This is a genomic window from Pontivivens ytuae (assembly GCF_015679265.1).
Classification (GTDB): Bacteria; Pseudomonadota; Alphaproteobacteria; order Rhodobacterales; family Rhodobacteraceae; genus Pontivivens; species Pontivivens ytuae.
On record NZ_CP064942.1, the window covers coordinates 1,681,354 to 1,696,764 of the forward strand.

The 15,411-nt window shown below is 68.8% G+C and carries 18 protein-coding genes; 5 read left to right on the top strand and 13 right to left on the bottom strand.

Annotated elements, in window-relative coordinates; genetic code table 11:
* Positions 1 to 5 precede the first annotated feature (5 nt).
* From I0K15_RS08185 to I0K15_RS08195, 3 genes are all read right to left on the bottom strand, one after another.
* Positions 6 to 209 (bottom strand): hypothetical protein, encoded by a 204-nt coding sequence (locus tag I0K15_RS08185; protein ID WP_196104953.1) that lies wholly within the window; start codon positions 207 to 209, stop codon positions 6 to 8.
* Positions 210 to 293: 84 nt separating this feature from the next.
* Positions 294 to 542, bottom strand: coding sequence for a Rho termination factor (locus tag I0K15_RS08190; protein WP_196104954.1), 249 nt, complete (start codon positions 540 to 542; stop codon positions 294 to 296).
* A complete protein-coding gene (locus I0K15_RS08195) occupies positions 535 to 1,176 on the bottom strand; it encodes an aspartate-semialdehyde dehydrogenase (RefSeq protein WP_196104955.1) in 642 nt (213 codons plus the stop codon). Before I0K15_RS08195 ends, I0K15_RS08190 begins: the two co-directional genes overlap by 8 nt.
* A gap of 88 nt (positions 1,177 to 1,264) precedes the next feature.
* Between I0K15_RS08195 and I0K15_RS08200 the strand changes: the two genes are divergently transcribed.
* The 3 genes from I0K15_RS08200 to I0K15_RS08210 all read left to right on the top strand — a co-directional run bounded on the left by I0K15_RS08200 (position 1,265) and on the right by I0K15_RS08210 (position 4,208).
* Positions 1,265 to 2,308, top strand: coding sequence for a dipeptidase (locus I0K15_RS08200; protein ID WP_196104956.1), 1,044 nt, complete (start codon positions 1,265 to 1,267; stop codon positions 2,306 to 2,308).
* A gap of 317 nt (positions 2,309 to 2,625) precedes the next feature.
* A complete protein-coding gene (gene aroC / locus I0K15_RS08205) occupies positions 2,626 to 3,726 on the top strand; it encodes a chorismate synthase (protein ID WP_196104957.1) in 1,101 nt (366 codons plus the stop codon).
* Positions 3,723 to 4,208, top strand: a complete 486-nt coding sequence (locus I0K15_RS08210) for a hypothetical protein (protein WP_196104958.1) — start codon at positions 3,723 to 3,725, stop codon at positions 4,206 to 4,208. The genes aroC and I0K15_RS08210 overlap by 4 nt, the downstream gene beginning before the upstream one ends.
* Here I0K15_RS08210 and I0K15_RS08215 read toward each other — a convergent pair.
* From I0K15_RS08215 to I0K15_RS08245, 7 genes are all read right to left on the bottom strand, one after another.
* A complete protein-coding gene (locus I0K15_RS08215; protein ID WP_196104959.1) occupies positions 4,187 to 4,438 on the bottom strand; it encodes a DUF3253 domain-containing protein in 252 nt (83 codons plus the stop codon). The genes I0K15_RS08210 and I0K15_RS08215 overlap by 22 nt on opposite strands.
* On the bottom strand, positions 4,435 to 5,364 hold the full coding sequence (locus I0K15_RS08220; protein WP_196104960.1) for a 2-hydroxyacid dehydrogenase: 930 nt from the start codon (positions 5,362 to 5,364) through the stop codon (positions 4,435 to 4,437). Before I0K15_RS08220 ends, I0K15_RS08215 begins: the two co-directional genes overlap by 4 nt.
* Positions 5,361 to 6,515: a rod shape-determining protein RodA gene (gene rodA / locus I0K15_RS08225; RefSeq protein WP_196104961.1), complete on the bottom strand. Its 1,155-nt coding sequence runs from the start codon at positions 6,513 to 6,515 to the stop codon at positions 5,361 to 5,363. Before rodA ends, I0K15_RS08220 begins: the two co-directional genes overlap by 4 nt.
* Before the next feature lie 67 nt (positions 6,516 to 6,582).
* Positions 6,583 to 8,505 (bottom strand): penicillin-binding protein 2, encoded by a 1,923-nt coding sequence (gene mrdA / locus I0K15_RS08230; protein ID WP_196104962.1) that lies wholly within the window; start codon positions 8,503 to 8,505, stop codon positions 6,583 to 6,585.
* A 1-nt stretch (position 8,506) separates the two neighbouring features.
* Positions 8,507 to 9,031, bottom strand: coding sequence for a rod shape-determining protein MreD (mreD, locus tag I0K15_RS08235; protein WP_196104963.1), 525 nt, complete (start codon positions 9,029 to 9,031; stop codon positions 8,507 to 8,509).
* Entirely contained in the window at positions 9,031 to 9,867 is an 837-nt protein-coding gene (gene mreC / locus I0K15_RS08240) for a rod shape-determining protein MreC (RefSeq protein WP_196105417.1), read from the bottom strand. Before mreC ends, mreD begins: the two co-directional genes overlap by 1 nt.
* Positions 9,868 to 9,992: 125 nt before the next feature.
* On the bottom strand, positions 9,993 to 11,030 hold the full coding sequence (locus I0K15_RS08245) for a rod shape-determining protein (RefSeq protein ID WP_196104964.1): 1,038 nt from the start codon (positions 11,028 to 11,030) through the stop codon (positions 9,993 to 9,995).
* A gap of 227 nt (positions 11,031 to 11,257) precedes the next feature.
* Here I0K15_RS08245 and I0K15_RS08250 point away from each other — a divergent pair, with 227 nt between their 5' ends.
* Both I0K15_RS08250 and I0K15_RS08255 read left to right on the top strand, forming a co-directional pair.
* A complete protein-coding gene (locus I0K15_RS08250) occupies positions 11,258 to 12,328 on the top strand; it encodes a bifunctional transcriptional activator/DNA repair enzyme AdaA (RefSeq protein ID WP_196104965.1) in 1,071 nt (356 codons plus the stop codon).
* Positions 12,325 to 13,080 (top strand): isocitrate lyase/PEP mutase family protein, encoded by a 756-nt coding sequence (locus tag I0K15_RS08255; protein WP_196104966.1) that lies wholly within the window; start codon positions 12,325 to 12,327, stop codon positions 13,078 to 13,080. The genes I0K15_RS08250 and I0K15_RS08255 overlap by 4 nt, the downstream gene beginning before the upstream one ends.
* A gap of 3 nt (positions 13,081 to 13,083) precedes the next feature.
* Here I0K15_RS08255 and I0K15_RS08260 read toward each other — a convergent pair whose 3' ends face one another.
* The 3 genes from I0K15_RS08260 to I0K15_RS08270 form a co-directional block, all read right to left on the bottom strand.
* Positions 13,084 to 13,470: a hypothetical protein gene (locus tag I0K15_RS08260; RefSeq protein ID WP_196104967.1), complete on the bottom strand. Its 387-nt coding sequence runs from the start codon at positions 13,468 to 13,470 to the stop codon at positions 13,084 to 13,086.
* Between the two features lie 49 nt (positions 13,471 to 13,519).
* Positions 13,520 to 15,070, bottom strand: coding sequence for a 2-isopropylmalate synthase (locus tag I0K15_RS08265; protein WP_196104968.1), 1,551 nt, complete (start codon positions 15,068 to 15,070; stop codon positions 13,520 to 13,522).
* 187 nt (positions 15,071 to 15,257) lie between these two features.
* Positions 15,258 to 15,404 (bottom strand): hypothetical protein, encoded by a 147-nt coding sequence (locus tag I0K15_RS08270; RefSeq protein ID WP_196104969.1) that lies wholly within the window; start codon positions 15,402 to 15,404, stop codon positions 15,258 to 15,260.
* Positions 15,405 to 15,411 lie beyond the last annotated feature (7 nt).

Here is a 15,411-nt window from a genome sequence, read left to right on the forward strand (position 1 = left end):
CTCCGTTACGCCTGCCAGAGCACGATTCCAACGATAATCGCGATCGCACCGGCGGCGACCAGGCCCAGTCCGCGCCGCGAGCGGGCCGGTTTCGGCGCGGCGAGCGTGACGTGCCGCGGATCGGCCAGCGGGTCGCGCGCGAGTGCCGCGGCATATTCCTCGGCCTGGGTCAGGATCGCCGAGCCTCCTGCATCGTCCCGTCTGCCCATGCGAACCTCCCGCCTCCGACTCACCAGATGTTCGCTTTATGTTCTCATCATCGCATTAACCAATGCAATGGCGAAAGTGCCGCATCAGCGGCCGGCCAGCGCCTTGATCAGCTCCCATTTCTGCATGTCCTTGCGCCCCTCGATGCCGCGCTCGCCCGCGGCGTCGTAAAGCTCCTTGCGCGGACGGCCGAGCCATTCGGCGATGGAGTAATCCACCGGTCCCTTGAGCGCCTCCAGCAGCTCGTCGCGGGTCATGTCGTTATGCCCCTCGACCTTCTGCACCCGGCCGAGATCCTTGAGCGCATCGACGGTCAGGTCCTCCAGCTCAGTCATCGGCCAGCGCCTTCACCAGCTCGTCCTTGCTCATGTCGGAGCGGCCGTCGATCTCGCGCTGCTGCGCCATGTAGTAGAGGTCGTCCTTGCTCTTCTGCTCCAGCGCGACCTTCGAGCCCTTGCCGCGGCCGTTCTCATCGGTCGCGTCCTCGATCGCGTCGAGCAGCTCATCCTTCGTCATGTCGGAGCGGCCCGTGATGTCGAGGTCCTGCGCCCGCTCCATCAAAATCTCCTTGGTCGGGCCATGAGCCTTGATATGCGCGACCTTCTCCTTCACGTCGTCCGGCTGATCGACGAATTGCTGCTCACCGCCCTTCTTCTTCTGGGTGGAGCGGGCATACTCGTCCTCGGTCAACAGCATCCGCACCTTCTTCGGTAGGTAGCGCTCGCCGGTTTCGTTCGACTGGTTGCCGGACTTGGTGCCCCAGTCCTCCTCGGTCCACTTGTGAAGGTCCGTCTCCTCCTGATCCGGGCCATCATCCTCGTAACCGCCGCCGCGGCGCTTGTACTCCTGCACGGCGAGCTGGGCCTTGCGTGCCGACCACTGGCCGGGCTCGCCGCCCTTGTCGCTCTCCATGTACTCGTCCTTGACGGTCTCCCACAGCTCGGGATCGGTCTTCTTCGCGTCGGCCATCGGATCCTCCTTTCACGAACAACCGGCACGGCGGCGTGGCCGTTCCGCCCCTGCGACGCTATCGTCCGACGCTGGAAGGAGACCTGCCATGCCGCGCCCCCCGATTTTCGATGGTCACAACGACTGCCTGCTGCGTCTGATGCGCGCCGGAGGACGGCCCGCGCTCGGCCAGTTCCGCGAGGGCGGACCGGGTCATGTCGACCTGCCGAAAGCGCGGGAGGGAGGGTTCGCCGGCGGCTTCTTCGCGATCTTCGTCCCCGACACGGGCCCCTTCTACATGGAGGAAATGCTCCGCCCCGAATACGACCTGCCGCTGGCCGAGATGGTGGCGGAGGCGGACGCGCTGCCCATCGCTCTCCACCAGGCCGGGTTGCTGCTAGAGCTCGACCGGCGCGGCGACCTGCGCCTCTGCCGCAGCGCCGCCGAAATCCGCGCCGCCATGGCCGACGGCCAGCTCGCCGCCGTCATGCACATGGAGGGGGCAGAGGCGATCGGCCCCGACCTCGACGCGCTCGACGTGCTGCACGCGGCGGGCCTGCGGTCGCTCGGGCCCGTCTGGAGCCGGGAGACGATCTTCGGCCACGGCGTGCCCTTCCGCTATCCCTCGACCGCCGACACCGGGCCGGGGCTGACCGAAGCGGGCCAGCGCCTCGTCGCACGCTGCGCCGATATGCGGATCATGGTGGACACGAGCCACCTGACCGAGCGCGGCTTCTGGGACATCGCGGAGGCCGGCGTGCCGCTGATCGCCACCCACTCCAACGCCCACGCCATCTGCCCCCAGGCCCGCAATGTCAGCGACGCGCAACTCCGCGCGATCGGCGAGACCGGCGGCATGGTCGGCCTCAACTTCGCCGGCGCCTTCCTGCGGCCGGACGGTCAGATGCGGGCGGAAGGCGCGCTCGAATGGATGGTCCGCCACCTCGATCACATGCTGGCGATGGCGGGCGAGGACCATGTCGGGCTCGGCTCCGACTTCGACGGCGCGGTGATACCGGCCGAGATCGGCTCCACCGCCGGGCTCGACGCGCTGCGGCAGGCGATGGAGCAGCACGGCTACGGCGACCGGCTGATCGAGAAGATCTGTCACGCCAACTGGCTCGCCTGCTGCGAACGGCTGTGGGGTGAGTGAGGCCCCAATGCACTGAGGGCCGCGCCCGACCTGGAGGGCGGCTTGCTCGAAATGGAGGCAGGCGACGCGGCGCGCTGCTCATTCGTACCGCCCGGCTGATAAGCCGGGCCGCGCCCGACCTCCCCCCAGAGGGCGCGTTGGCGATGTCGGAAGTAGAAGGCGCGACGTGGATGCTTGATGGCGCACGCTCAGCAATCCGGTCCGGCAAGCGCCCTCCAGGTCGGGCGCGGCCCTCAGCGCTCCAACTGCGCCCCCACCCCGCACTGGAACTGCCCCGCCCGCCGCGCTAAGACGCGGGACGCCAACGGAGAGCGCGCATGTTCAACAGCTTCGGCCACATCTTCCGCGTCACTACCTGGGGGGAGAGCCACGGCCCCGCCCTCGGCTGCACGGTGGACGGCTGTCCACCCGGCGTGGCGGTGGAGGAGGCGCAGCTCCAGCACTGGCTCAACAAGCGCAAGCCCGGGAAGACGAAGTTCGAGACTCAGCGGCGGGAGCCCGACGCCGTCCGCATCCTCTCCGGCGTGTTCGAGGGGAAGACCACCGGCACCCCGATCCAGCTGATGATCGAGAACACCGACCAGCGCTCGAAGGATTACGGCGACATCGCGGAGACCTTCCGCCCCGGCCACGCCGACATCACCTACTGGCAGAAGTACGGGATCCGCGACTACCGCGGCGGCGGCCGCTCGTCGGCCCGCGAAACCGCAGCCCGCGTCGCGGCAGGCGGCGTCGCCCGCGAGGTGCTGAAAGCCCTCGCCCCCGGCCTCTCCATCACCGGCGGCCTCGTCCAGATGGGGCCGCACAAGGCGCAGCGCCGCGACTGGGACGAGGTGGAGAACAACCCGTTCTGGACCCCGGACGCGGAGGCCGCGGCCCTCTACGCCGACTATCTCGACGGCATCCGCAAGGCGCATTCCTCCGTCGGCGCCGCGATCGAGGTGGTGGCCAGGGGCGTGCCCGTCGGCCTCGGCGCCCCCGTCTATGCCAAGCTCGACACCGACCTCGCCGCCGCGATGATGAGCATCAATGCCGTGAAGGGTGTCGAGATCGGCGAGGGGATGGCGGCCGCCGCCCTCACCGGTGAGGCCAACGCCGACGAGATCGACATGGGCTCCGATGGCCCGGTCTATTCCTCGAACCACGCGGGCGGGATCCTCGGCGGTATCTCCACCGGGCAGGACATCGTGGTGCGCTTCGCCGTGAAACCGACCAGCTCGATCCTCACGCCACGTCGGTCCATCCGCAAGGACGGCACCCCCACCGAAGTCGTCACAAAGGGCCGCCACGACCCCTGCGTCGGCATCCGCGCCGTGCCGGTGGGCGAGGCGATGATGGCCTGCGTGATCCTCGACCACCTGCTGCTCGACCGCGCGCAGACCGGCGGCATCCGCGGCCCGATCGGAGGTGCCTCGTGAAGCGTTTCGCCCTTCTTGCGATCCTCGCGCTCGCCGCCTGCGAGCCGCCGCCCCCGCGCATCGTCACCGTGCCCGCCCCGCCCCCGCCACCGGAGCCGCGGCGCGACTTCACCGACGACAACCTGCCCTTCGACCTGACCGAGGGTGCCGACATCAACGCCATCCCGCCCGAGTGGATCCAGATCTTCTGCAACGTGGAGTGGGAGACGCGGGCCGAGCCCGTCACCGGCACCGTCCAGTGGAACCCCTGCAAGCGGCCCGACATGTTCAACGACGGCCCCCGGCCCGAGGTCGCCGAGGAGCCCGCCGACGATTTCGTGGCCGAGATCGAGGCCGCACTGGAGGAGCTGCCCGAGGACGAGGCCGACCCGCTCGCCCGCCCCTCGACGCAGATCACCACGCCGCAGGTGGAGTTCGACCTGCCGCCCGATCCCTCGCTGGTGCTGAACCCGGACGGGTCCTACTCGCGCCCCCGGTTCTGAGGCCGCGCGAGCCGGATTGGGCCGCGCGCCTGCTCCGCATCGACCGGAGCACCCTTCTGCGTCACCGCGATCTGCCCCTGCTCCGCGAGCCGGGCCGCGACCGCCCGCACCTCCGGCATCAGCGGCCGCCAGTCGTCGGAAAGGTTGCGCGCGACCTCGGAGGGGCAGAACGTCTTCTCCCGCCGCGCGGCAAGGTCGAGGATCGCCGCCGCGATCTCCTCCTCGCTCAATAACCCAGCCCGAAATCGACGGTGTGCAGCAGGCCCTCGCCTCGCTCGGCCCGCGCGATATTCGCGGCGGCGCTGCGCACGGCGGTCACCGGCCGGGTCTCAGACGCGATATGCGGCGTCACCGTCACCCGCGGGTGGTGCCAGAACGGATGACCGGCGGGCAGCGGCTCCTCCCGAAACACATCGAGCGTCGCATGCCCGATCCGCCCTTCGTCGAGCGCCTCCAGCAGCGCATCGTCATCGATCAGCGGCCCGCGGCCGGGATTGATGATGACCGCCCCGTTGGGCATCAGCGCCAGCCGCACGGCATCGAGCAGGTTGGTCGTCGCGGGCGTGTCGGGCAGCAGCAGCACCGCGATCTCGGCCTCGCGCAGCACCTCGGCCAGCCCCTCGTCGCCATGGGCGCAGGTGATCCCGTCGATCCGCTTTTCCGACCGGCTCCAGCCCCGCACGTCGAAATTCAGCCCGGCGAGCGCCCTGGCACAGGCCGTGCCCAGAGCGCCGAGCCCCAGCATCGCCACCGTCCGCTCCCGCGCCAGCGGGGCGACGTGGCGCACCCATTGCCCGTCCGTGCGCTTGATGTCGGCATCCATGCCGAGGTGGTGACGAAGCACGTGGCCCGTCACCCACTCGACCATCCCTTCCGTCATCCCCGGATCGACCATCCGGGCCAGCGGCACCTTCAGCGTGGGATTGCCGACGATCTGCTCGACCCCGGCCCAGAGGCTCTGCACGCCTTTCAGCTTGGTGAACGGCGAGAAGTCCGTGAGGCCCCCGTTCGGCGCATAGACGATCCAGTCGACCTCCGCCGGATCCGCCTCCCGCACGACCCGGGCCGCCAGCCCCTCCTCCGCGAGGGCCTCCGGCAACCGTGTCTCGTAGTTGGGCCAGATGTCCTCGCGGGCGGAGAAGAGAACCGTGATCATCCGTAGGCGCCTCGTGGTCGGTGGACGTGCGCGCTCTGCACCAGGCCGAACGCGCCGAGAAGCACCAGCATGGCGCTGCCGCCGTAGCTGACAAGGGGCAAGGGCACGCCGACCACCGGGGCGAGCCCCATCACCATCGCCATGTTGACCGCGAAGAAGAAGAAGAACGTGGCCGCCAGACCCCCCGTCATCAGCGCCCCGAACCGGTCCTTGTTGGCGAAGGCCGACAGCAGGCAGAAGAGGATGATCGCCGTATAAAGCCCCAAAAGCGTCAGCCCCCCGATCAGCCCGAACTGCTCGGCCAGCGACGTGAAGATGAAGTCGGTGTGCTTTTCCGGCAGGAAGTTGAGCCGCGACTGCGTGCCTTGCATGAACCCGCGGCCGGAGATGCCGCCCGCCCCCATCGCGATCGTCGCCTGCGTGATGTGATAGCCCGCCCCCATCGAGTCGAGCGTGGGGTCGAGGAAGACGTCGATGCGCCGGTACTGGTAGTCGTTGAGCAGCTGCCAGTCCGTCCCGCGTGACTGGAACACCGCCCAGACCGTGCCGCCGACCACCGCCGTGGCACTGCTGAAATACCACCAGCTCACGCCCGCGAGGAACATCACGACGCCGGCGCCCGCCAACAGCAGGATCGACGTGCCGAGATCCGGCTGCTTCAAGACCAGCGCCACCGGCATCGCCGTCAGGATCAGCGGCACCGCGACCCAGAGCGGGCGCGACACCTTTTCGGGCGGCAGCCACGCGTAGTAGGCCGCGAGCATCATCACCAGCGTGACCTTCATGACCTCGGACGGCTGCAGGCGCAGCGGCCCGATATCGATCCAGCGCTGCGCGCCCATGCCGACGACGCCGACGAACTCCACGGCGACCAGCAGCCCGAGCCCGCCGAGATAGGCGAGCGGCGCGATCTTCTTCCAGAAATCGATATGGATCATCGCGACGATGAACAGCACGGCGAGCCCGAGGCCGAAGCGCATCATCTGCGGCTTCGCCCAGGTATCGAGTGTGCCGCCCGCCACCGAATAGAGCATCAAAAAGCCCGTCGCACAGACCGCGCAGATCAGCAGGATCAGCGGCCAGTGCAGGTGCAAGAGCTTCGCGGGCCCCGTCGGCACCGGCTTCGCGTTCATCTGCTCCCAGTAGATCATGCGGAACCTCCCGGCAGGACCGTGCGCCTCCGGCGGGCGTTTTTAGGGAAAGATGAAAGCCGGGCCGTCATGCGCGGCTCCGCTGGACGGAGGCGCTGTCGACGCCGAGGCGCCGCCGTTCCCGGATCTCGTCATGCATGGCCGTGGGCCAGGCGTCGAGCGGCGGGTTGGGGCCGTAGAGCGCGCGGATCATCACGTCGCGCGCGATCGGGGCCGCGGCCTTCGAGCCACCGCCGCCATGCTCCACGATGGTCGCGATGGCATAGCGCGGCGCCTCGTAAGGCGCATAGGCGACGAAGAGCGCGTGGTCGCGCCGGTTCCAGGGCAGATCCTCGTTGCGGAAGACGCCGGTGCGCCGCTCTGCCTCGGTGATCCGGCGCACCTGGCTGGTGCCGGTCTTGCCCGCGATGGCCATCGCCGGATCCGCGATGCGGGAGCGGTAGGCCGTGCCCCGCCGGTTGTTGGAGACGTCGAACATGGCGCGACGTATATGCGCGAGGTTGTTCTCGGCCAGCCCGATCGGCTCGGCCTCCTGCGCGAACTGCGGCACACCGTTGACCGAGCGGATGAGCTTCGGGATCACCGCCCGCCCGGTGGCGAGCCGCGCGGTCATCACGCAGAGCTCCAGCGGGGAGGCGAGCATGAAGCCCTGCCCGATCCCCGAATTGACCGTGTCGCCGACCAGCCAGCTCTGCCCGTGGACCTGCTGCTTCCACTCCCGCGTCGGCGTCAGGCCCGCGCGCACCGCCGGCAGCGGAATGTCATGGCGCAAGCCGATGCCGAGCCGGTTGGCCATCGCGCTGATCCGGTCGATGCCGACGCGCTGCGCGATGTCGTAATAGTAGATGTCGCAGGAATGCTTGAGGCTGTCGTTGAGGTCCATCCAGCCGTGCCCGCCGCGCCGCCAGCAGTGCGCGCGCCGGTTGCCGATCTGGATGGAGCCGCCGCAGAACACGGTTTCGCCGGGATCGACGAGGCCCTCCTCCAGCGCGGCGAGGGCCACCACCATCTTGAAGGTCGAGCCCGGCGGATACACCCCCGACACCGCCTTGTTGTAGAGCGGGCGGTACTCGTCCTCGTTCAGCGCCCGCCAGTCGCCCGTCGAGATACCGAAGACGAAGTTGTTCGGGTCGAAGGACGGGGCGGAGGCCAGCGCCACCAGCTCGCCCGTCTGCACGTCCATCACGACGGTGGCCGAGCTCTCCCCCTCCATCCGCCGCAGGGTGTAGTCCTGCAACCCGCTGTCGATGGTGAGCTGCAGATCCTCGCCGGAGCGTCCCTCGGTCCGGTCGAGCTCCCGGATCACGCGCCCGGCGGCATTCACCTCGATCCGCGAGGTCCCGGCGGAGCCGCGCAGCTCGGGCTCGGCCCGCTTCTCGATCCCGTTCTTGCCGATCTGGAAGTCGGGGATCTGCAACAGCGGGTCCGGATCCTCGATCTGGCTGAGGTCGTAATCCGAGACCGGGCCGACATAGCCGACCACATGGGCGAAGACCTCGTTCGCCGGATAATGGCGCGACAACCCCACCTCCGGCAGCACACCGGGCAGCGCCGGCGCGTTGGAGGCGACGCGGGCGAAGCTCTCCCACTCCATGTGCTCGGCCACCGTCACCGGCACGAAGGCGGAGCGGGAATACATGTCGCGCAGCACCCGCTCCCGCCGCTCAGGGCTGATGTCGATCAGCCGGGCGAGGCGGGCGAGGACCAGCTCCGGATTGCCCGCCTGCTCCCGGATCATCACGATGCGGTAGTTCTGCCGGTTCACCGCCACCGGCGTGCCGTCCCGGTCGTAGATCAGCCCGCGGGCAGGCGGCAGGAGGCGGATGTTGACCCGGTTCTCCTCGGCCAGCAGGCGATAGCGCTCCGCCTCGTCGATCTGCAGGTGCCGCATCCGCCAGGCGAGCGTGCCGACCAGCGCGAGCTGCGCGCCCATCAGGACCAGCCCCCGCCGGGTGATCGCGCCGCTCGTGTCCTTCTTGTCCCGTGCCATCTCAGCCCCCCAGATAGCCGGAATAGGATGCGCCGGGCCGGTCCCGGTGGCCCATGTTCAGCGCGACGCGGCAGGTGAGTGCCACCACCGGATAGGCCGCGATGGTGATCAGCACGTGCCAGAACAACAGCGTAAGGCCAGGGATCGGGCCGAGGCTGATCCAGACCGCGAGCGCCTGCGCCAGCACCGACAGCGCGATCAGGACCGAGACGACGACCCATTCCAGCACGAAGGGCATGTCACGCAGTACCTTGCGCTGGCCGCGCAACACCTCGGTCACCAGCACCAGGCTCAGCGCCCCGATCCCCACGGGCCGCATCAGCATCAGGTCCGCGACCAGACCCAGCCCGAACATCACCAGCATCGGCGCGGCGGCAGGCCGGCGCAGCACCCAGTAGGCGCAAAGGCAAATCAAGAGGTCCGGCATGGGCCAGGCCGGGTTCACCGGGCTCGCCGGAACCGCGACGATCAGGACGCAGATCAGACCAACGAGCGGCAACAGGCCAAGGCGGACGAGGAGCGCCATCATTCGGGCTCCTCGTCGAAGTAGTAGGGCTCTTCCACGATCAGCCCGCCGGGGCGGGAGATCACTTCGGGCGGACGGTAGTTCAGCACCCGGACGAAGCGCAGCCGCTGATAGTCCGCCGCCAGCCGCAGGCGCATCTGCCCGTTCGCGGCCACGATCACCTGTCCCACGAGGATATCCGGCGGCAGCACCAGCCCGTCGCCGCTGGTAATGACCCGGTCACCGGGCTGCACCCGCTCCGGCGCCTCCACGAAGTCGATGCGCGGCGTGCCGGTATTGTCCCCGGTCACGATCGCCCGCTGGCCCGAGGGCTGCAGCGTCACCGGCACCCGGCTGTTGATGTCGGTGAGAAAGATTACCCGGCTCGTCGCGTCGCCCACGCCGGACACGCGCCCGACCAGCCCCAGCCCGTCCAGCGCCGCCGACCCGTCGGTCACGCCGTTGCGCGAACCGATATTGAGCAGACCGGAGCGGGAGAACGGCCCCCCCGCATCCGCCATGATCTCACCGGTGATATAGGTGGACTGCGGTGACAGCCGGACGTTGTTGAGCGCCCGCAGCCGCGCGTTGCGCTGTTCGAGCTGCTGCGCGGTCTCGCGCCAGCCCTGCATGGCCTGCAACTCGCGCCGCAGCTCCTCGTTCTGCTCGTAGACCCGGACATAGGACTGGAAGTCCTGGACCATCGTCGTCACCCGCGCGAGCGGCTGCGCGGTCCATTCCAGCGTCGGCATCATCGCGTCGGCCAACGCCATGCGCATGCGGTCCACGCGCGGGCTGTCGATGCGCCAGAGGATGAAGAGCAAAAGGCAGACGAGCGCGATCAGCCCCAGCAGCATCTGCCGGGTCACGCGCCACAGACCAGCGTGATCCTGTCCACTCACATAAGCCACGTTCGGCCCCCCTCGGGCGTCGGTGGTTCACACTTGCACGGGGTGGGTGAAGCCCCGCGGTCCCACTCTACTCAGTTTTGATTGCCGTAGTCGATGACGTGCTGCAACCGGCGCTCGAACTCCAGGCTCTTGCCCGTGCCCAGTGCAACACAGTTCAGCGCATCGTCCGCCACCGTGATCGCAAGGCCCGTCTGCTCTCGCAGGGCAAGGTCCAGATCCCCGAGCAGCGCGCCGCCGCCCGTCAGCATCACGCCGCGATCCACGATATCCGCGGCCAGATCCGGCGGCGTCGCTTCCAGAGCGGTCATCACAGCTTCGCAGATCGACTGCACGGGCTCGGCCAGCGCCTCGGCCACCTGGGCCTGCGTGACCTCGGTCTCCTTCGGCACACCGTTCAGGAGATCACGACCCCGGATCTCCATCGCCTGGCCGCGGCCATCCTCGGGCATCCGGGCCGAACCGATGGAGGTCTTGATCCGCTCCGCCGTCGCCTCGCCCACCAGCAGGTTATGCTGGCGCCGCAGATAGGAGATGATCGCCTCGTCCATCCGGTCGCCGCCGACGCGCACGGAGCGCGCATAGACGATATCACCGAGCGAGAGCACCGCGACTTCCGTCGTCCCGCCACCGATATCCACGACCATCGAGCCCGTCGGATCCGTGATCGGCAGGCCCGCACCGATGGCCGCCGCAATCGGCTCCGCGATCAGCCCCGCCTTGCGGGCCCCGGCGCTCAGCACGCTCTCGCGGATCGCCTTCTTCTCGACGGGCGTGGCGCCATGGGGCACGCATACTATGATCTTCGGCTTGCCGCGCTTGTTCACCTTGCGGATGAAGTGCTTGATCATGGCTTCGGCCACGTCGAAATCGGCGATCACGCCGTCGCGCATGGGCCGGATCGCCTCGATCGAGCCGGGGGTGCGGCCGAGCATCAGCTTGGCGTCCTCGCCGACCTCGAGCACCTGCTTCTTCCCGTCGCGCACGTGATAGGCCACCACCGACGGCTCGTTCAGCACGATGCCACGTCCCTTGACGTAGACCAGCGTGTTCGCCGTTCCCAGATCGATGGCCATGTCCGACGAGAACATGCCCGAAATAGCACTCAACATAGACGCACTGCCCCTTACCCGGATGCGTACCGTTCGAGGAGGGCGTTTCTCCCGGCGGCACGTTCTGAAATGCGAGCCTTATACGACCGCGCACAACCGCACGTAAAGGGCTCCGCGCGGCCATCCGCCCATGATCGCGGCGTCCCGTGCGGCTGTTGCACCACCAGATCTGAATAGGCGCCCGATTTCCGGCCCCGGCCCGTGCGAATCCGTGCAGGATGGCCGCCATGAAACAGGACGACCTCTTCGCGCGCGCCGATGACGACACGCTCTACGCGGCCCTTCTCGCCCGCGATCCGGCCTGGGACGGGCGCGCAGTCGTCGGCGTGACCTCCACCGGCATCTTCTGCCGCCTCACCTGCCCCGCGCGAAAGCCGAAGCGGGAGAACGTGCGCTTCTACGCCGATGCCGGGGCTGCACGCGCGGCAGGCTTCCGCCCCTGCCTCCGCTGCCATCCCGAGGCAGCGCTCGGCCCGGTCGAGCCCCTGGTCGCCGACCTCATCACGCGGCTGGAGGCGGAGCCCGACCGGCGGTGGAGCGAGCGGGACATCGCGGCCCTCGGCCTCGACCCCTCCACCGTGCGCCGCGCCTTCCGCCGCCGCTACGGCATGACCTTCGTCCAGATGGCGCGGGAGCGGCGGCTGCGCCGCGCGGCCTCGGCCCTCGCTGCCGGGGACGCGGTGATCGGCGCACAGCTCGACGCGGGCTACGCCTCGGCCAGCGGCTTCCGCGACGCCTATGCGCGGATGACCGGCGAGGCACCGGTGGCCGCCCGCGGCCGGCCCGTCCTCCCCTCCCGCCTGATCGAAACGCCCATCGGCCCGATGATCGCCATCGTGGACGAGGCGGCACTCCTCCTCCTCGAATTCCTGGAGCGCCCGATCCTCGCCGCGGAGCTCAAGACCCTGCATCGCGAGACCGGCCGCGTGGCGGGTGAGGTGCCATCCCCCCTCCTCGACCGCACCGCGCGGGTGCTGGAGGACTACTTCACCGGTCGCGACCTCGCCCTCGACCTGCCCGTCCACCAGGGCGGCAGCCCCTTCGCGCGGCGGGTGCGCGAGACCCTCCGCTCGATCCCGGCGGGCACGACCACCACATATGGCGCGCTGGCCGACCGCCTCGGCCGCCCGACCGCCGCCCGCGCGGTGGCCCAGGCCAACGGAGCCAACCGCATCGGCGTCGTCGTGCCCTGCCACCGGGTGATCGGCGCGGACGGATCGCTGACAGGATATGGCGGCGGGCTCTGGCGCAAGCGCTGGCTCATCGCCCACGAAGCACAATACGGAGGACCCCCATGACCCAGACCGCACGCGAAACCGCCTTCGCCGCACTCCACATCCCCGGCGACCCGGTGGTGCTCTTCAACATCTGGGACGCGGGCAGCGCCGCCGCCGTGGGCAAGGCCGGGGCGAAGGCGCTCGCCACCGGCTCCGCCTCCGTCGCGGGGGCGCAGGGCTTCGCGGACGGGGAGGACGTGCCCCTCGACCTCGTCTTCGCCAATCTGGAGCGGATCACCCACCTTACCGACCTGCCCGTCACCCTCGATTTCGAGGGCGGCTATGCCGTCGATGCCGACCAGGTGGCGGCGAACGCCCAGCGCGCCCGCGACGCCGGGGCGGTGGGCATCAACTTCGAGGATCAGGTGGTCGGCGGCGAGGGGCTGCACCCGGCGGACATGCAGGGCAAGCGGATCCAGGCGATCCGGCAGGCCACCGGCGACACGTTCTGGATCAACGCCCGCACCGACCTGTTCCTGAAGGCCGCGCCCGACAGCCACGACCGCGCCCTGCTCGACGAGGCGCTTGAGCGGGGCCGCGCCTATGCGGGCGCTGGCGCCTCCAGCCTCTTCCTGCCCGGCCTCGCCGATCCGGACCTGATCAGGCACGCCTGCGCCCACAGCCCGCTGCCGGTCAACATCATGGCGATGCCCACGACGCCGCCGCGCTCCGACATGGCAGAGCTTGGCGTCGCGCGGATCAGCCACGGCCCCTTCCCGTGGCGCAACGCGATGAAGGCGCTGGCGAACGCTGCGAAGGACGCGATGTCCTGAAGCTCAGGTGGCCCCGGCCGAGCGGGAGGACGAGGTGTCGAGCGTGTCTGCCACCCGCGCCATCTCGAACGTTCCCGACGACCCGCCGGGCCCGAGGATCCACCACCGGCCCTCGATGCGCGACAGCGTCGCATCCGCCTCGCCCCGGTAGTGGACGAGGCGGAAGATCAGGCCGTCGACCTCGTAGGTCTTGCTGAAGCAGATGACGTTGCCGTCCCGCTCGCCATGCAGGCGGGCGTGGAGCTGGTCCGGTCCGCCGAGATAGAAGCCGTTGGGCTCCTCCACCCGGCCCGCGACGACGCCACCCTCCTCCACCAGCGTGGCGCAGAAGGGGGCGGGCGGTCGCTCCGGGTCGAAGTACTCGTAGGCACCCGACCAGCGACCGGACATGCAATTGAACTCTCTCTCCGACACGCCCCACGCTCCATGTTGACGGAGGTCAGCTCGCGAGCTCCTCCGGTGCGCTCTTCTCCCGCCGCACGAACAGCTTGTTCAGCGCATTGATGTAGGCCTTGGCCGAGGCGACGACAGTGTCCGTATCGCTCGACTGGCCGGCGACGATCTTGCCGTCCTCCTCCAGCCGTACGCTCACGGTCGCCTGCGCGTCTGTGCCCTCTGTCACAGCCTGCACCTGGTAGAGCGCGAGCCGCGCTTCGTGCGGCACCAGTTCCTTGAGCGCATTGAACGTCGCGTCCACCGGCCCGTCGCCCGTGGTCTCCGCCCGGCGGGCTTCGCCATCGACGGTCAGGACCATGGTGCAGGTCTGCGGCCCCGTGGTGCCGCAACGCACCTCCATCTCCATCAGCCGCACCTTGTCGTGCCCGGCGGAGGTCGTCTGGTCCGACATCAGCGCGATGAGGTCCTCGTCATAAACCTCCTTCTTGCGGTCGGCGAGCTCCTTGAACCGCACGAACACGTCCTTGAGCTGATTGTCCGCCAGCGTGTAGCCGAGATTTTCCAGCTTGGAGCGCAGGGCCGCACGGCCCGAATGCTTGCCCATGACCAAGGAGGTCTCGGTCAGGCCCACATCCTCGGGCCGCATGATCTCGAACGTGCTCGCATCCTTGAGCATCCCATCCTGATGGATGCCGCTTTCATGCGCGAAGGCGTTCTTGCCGACGATCGCCTTGTTGTACTGCACCGGAAAGCCGGAGACGGAGGCGACCATGCGGCTGATATGCATGATCTTCTGCGTATCGATCCGGGTGGCGTAGGGCATGATGTCGTTGCGGACCTTCATGGCCATCACGACCTCTTCCAGCGCGGTGTTGCCCGCCCGCTCGCCGAGGCCATTGATCGTGCACTCGATCTGCCGCGCACCCGCCTCGACCGCCGCCAGGGAGTTCGCCGTCGCCATCCCCAGATCGTTGTGGCAATGCGTGGCGAAGATCACCTCGTCGGCCCCCGGCACCTCCTCGATCAGCATCCGGATGATCTCCGCACTCTCCCGCGGCGCGGTGTAGCCCACCGTGTCGGGGATGTTGATCGTGGTCGCCCCCGCCTTGATCGCGATGTCGATGGTGCGTTTCAAGAACTCCGGCTCCGTCCGCGTCGCGTCCATCGAGGACCATTGCACGTTGTCGCAGAGATTGCGGGCGTGCGTGACCATGTCGTGGATGCGCTCGGCCATCCCGTCCATGTCGAGCCCGGTGATGCCCCGGTGGCTGGGCGACGTGCCGATAAACGTGTGGATGCGGGGACGCTTCGCATGGCGAACCGCCTCCCACGCCCGATCGATGTCGCCGGTGGCCGCGCGCGACAGGCCACAGACCTGCGCCTCCTTCACCACCTTCGCGATGTCGCTGACGGCCTCGAAATCGCCCGGGGAGGCGATGGGAAAGCCCGCCTCGATGATGTCCACGCCCATCTCGTCGAGAAGCGTCGCAATCTCCACCTTCTCGTCATGAGTCATGGAAGCGCCGGGCGACTGCTCGCCGTCCCGCAGCGTGGTGTCGAAAATCAGGACGTGGTCCTGTTTCTGGTCGGTCATGTCGGAAATCCTCTTGAGCTATGTTCGATCCGGCGCGGCTTCGACGTCCCCTGAGCGCACGCGCCAGGCTCCCGGCACGCTCAGAGGCTGCTAAGAAGGAGGAGGCCGCGAAGGATCGGTGTCTTGCTCATGCCGCGCAGTATAGCCCGGAATTCCCGACGTTGAAGTTAAAAGAGACCAGCGCCGCTCAATTGCAGATCGGCACCGCGGTGATGACGCCGCTCGCACTCTCCAGCCCCGGCTCGCATTCGCCGACACGGTCGACCAGGGCTTGTTCGGCAGCGCAGCCGGTCAGAAGGACGGCGATCAGCGGCAGGGCGGCAAGGCGGGTCATGACGGTT

Bases quoted from the DNA above. Each gene is read 5' to 3' on its own strand.
- I0K15_RS08185 (WP_196104953.1), bottom strand. From the start codon at position 209: ATGGGCAGACGGGACGATGCAGGAGGCTCGGCGATCCTGACCCAGGCC.
- I0K15_RS08190 (WP_196104954.1), bottom strand. From the start codon at position 542: ATGACTGAGCTGGAGGACCTGACCGTCGATGCGCTCAAGGATCTCGGC.
- I0K15_RS08195 (WP_196104955.1), bottom strand. From the start codon at position 1,176: ATGGCCGACGCGAAGAAGACCGATCCCGAGCTGTGGGAGACCGTCAAG.
- I0K15_RS08200 (WP_196104956.1), top strand. From the start codon at position 1,265: ATGCCGCGCCCCCCGATTTTCGATGGTCACAACGACTGCCTGCTGCGT.
- aroC (WP_196104957.1), top strand. From the start codon at position 2,626: ATGTTCAACAGCTTCGGCCACATCTTCCGCGTCACTACCTGGGGGGAG.
- I0K15_RS08220 (WP_196104960.1), bottom strand. From the start codon at position 5,364: ATGATCACGGTTCTCTTCTCCGCCCGCGAGGACATCTGGCCCAACTAC.
- rodA (WP_196104961.1), bottom strand. From the start codon at position 6,515: ATGATCTACTGGGAGCAGATGAACGCGAAGCCGGTGCCGACGGGGCCC.
- mrdA (WP_196104962.1), bottom strand. From the start codon at position 8,505: ATGGCACGGGACAAGAAGGACACGAGCGGCGCGATCACCCGGCGGGGG.
- mreD (WP_196104963.1), bottom strand. From the start codon at position 9,031: ATGGCGCTCCTCGTCCGCCTTGGCCTGTTGCCGCTCGTTGGTCTGATC.
- mreC (WP_196105417.1), bottom strand. From the start codon at position 9,867: ATGCTGCTGGGGCTGATCGCGCTCGTCTGCCTTTTGCTCTTCATCCTC.
- I0K15_RS08245 (WP_196104964.1), bottom strand. From the start codon at position 11,030: ATGTTGAGTGCTATTTCGGGCATGTTCTCGTCGGACATGGCCATCGAT.
- I0K15_RS08250 (WP_196104965.1), top strand. From the start codon at position 11,258: ATGAAACAGGACGACCTCTTCGCGCGCGCCGATGACGACACGCTCTAC.
- I0K15_RS08255 (WP_196104966.1), top strand. From the start codon at position 12,325: ATGACCCAGACCGCACGCGAAACCGCCTTCGCCGCACTCCACATCCCC.
- I0K15_RS08260 (WP_196104967.1), bottom strand. From the start codon at position 13,470: ATGTCCGGTCGCTGGTCGGGTGCCTACGAGTACTTCGACCCGGAGCGA.
- I0K15_RS08265 (WP_196104968.1), bottom strand. From the start codon at position 15,070: ATGACCGACCAGAAACAGGACCACGTCCTGATTTTCGACACCACGCTG.
- I0K15_RS08270 (WP_196104969.1), bottom strand. From the start codon at position 15,404: ATGACCCGCCTTGCCGCCCTGCCGCTGATCGCCGTCCTTCTGACCGGC.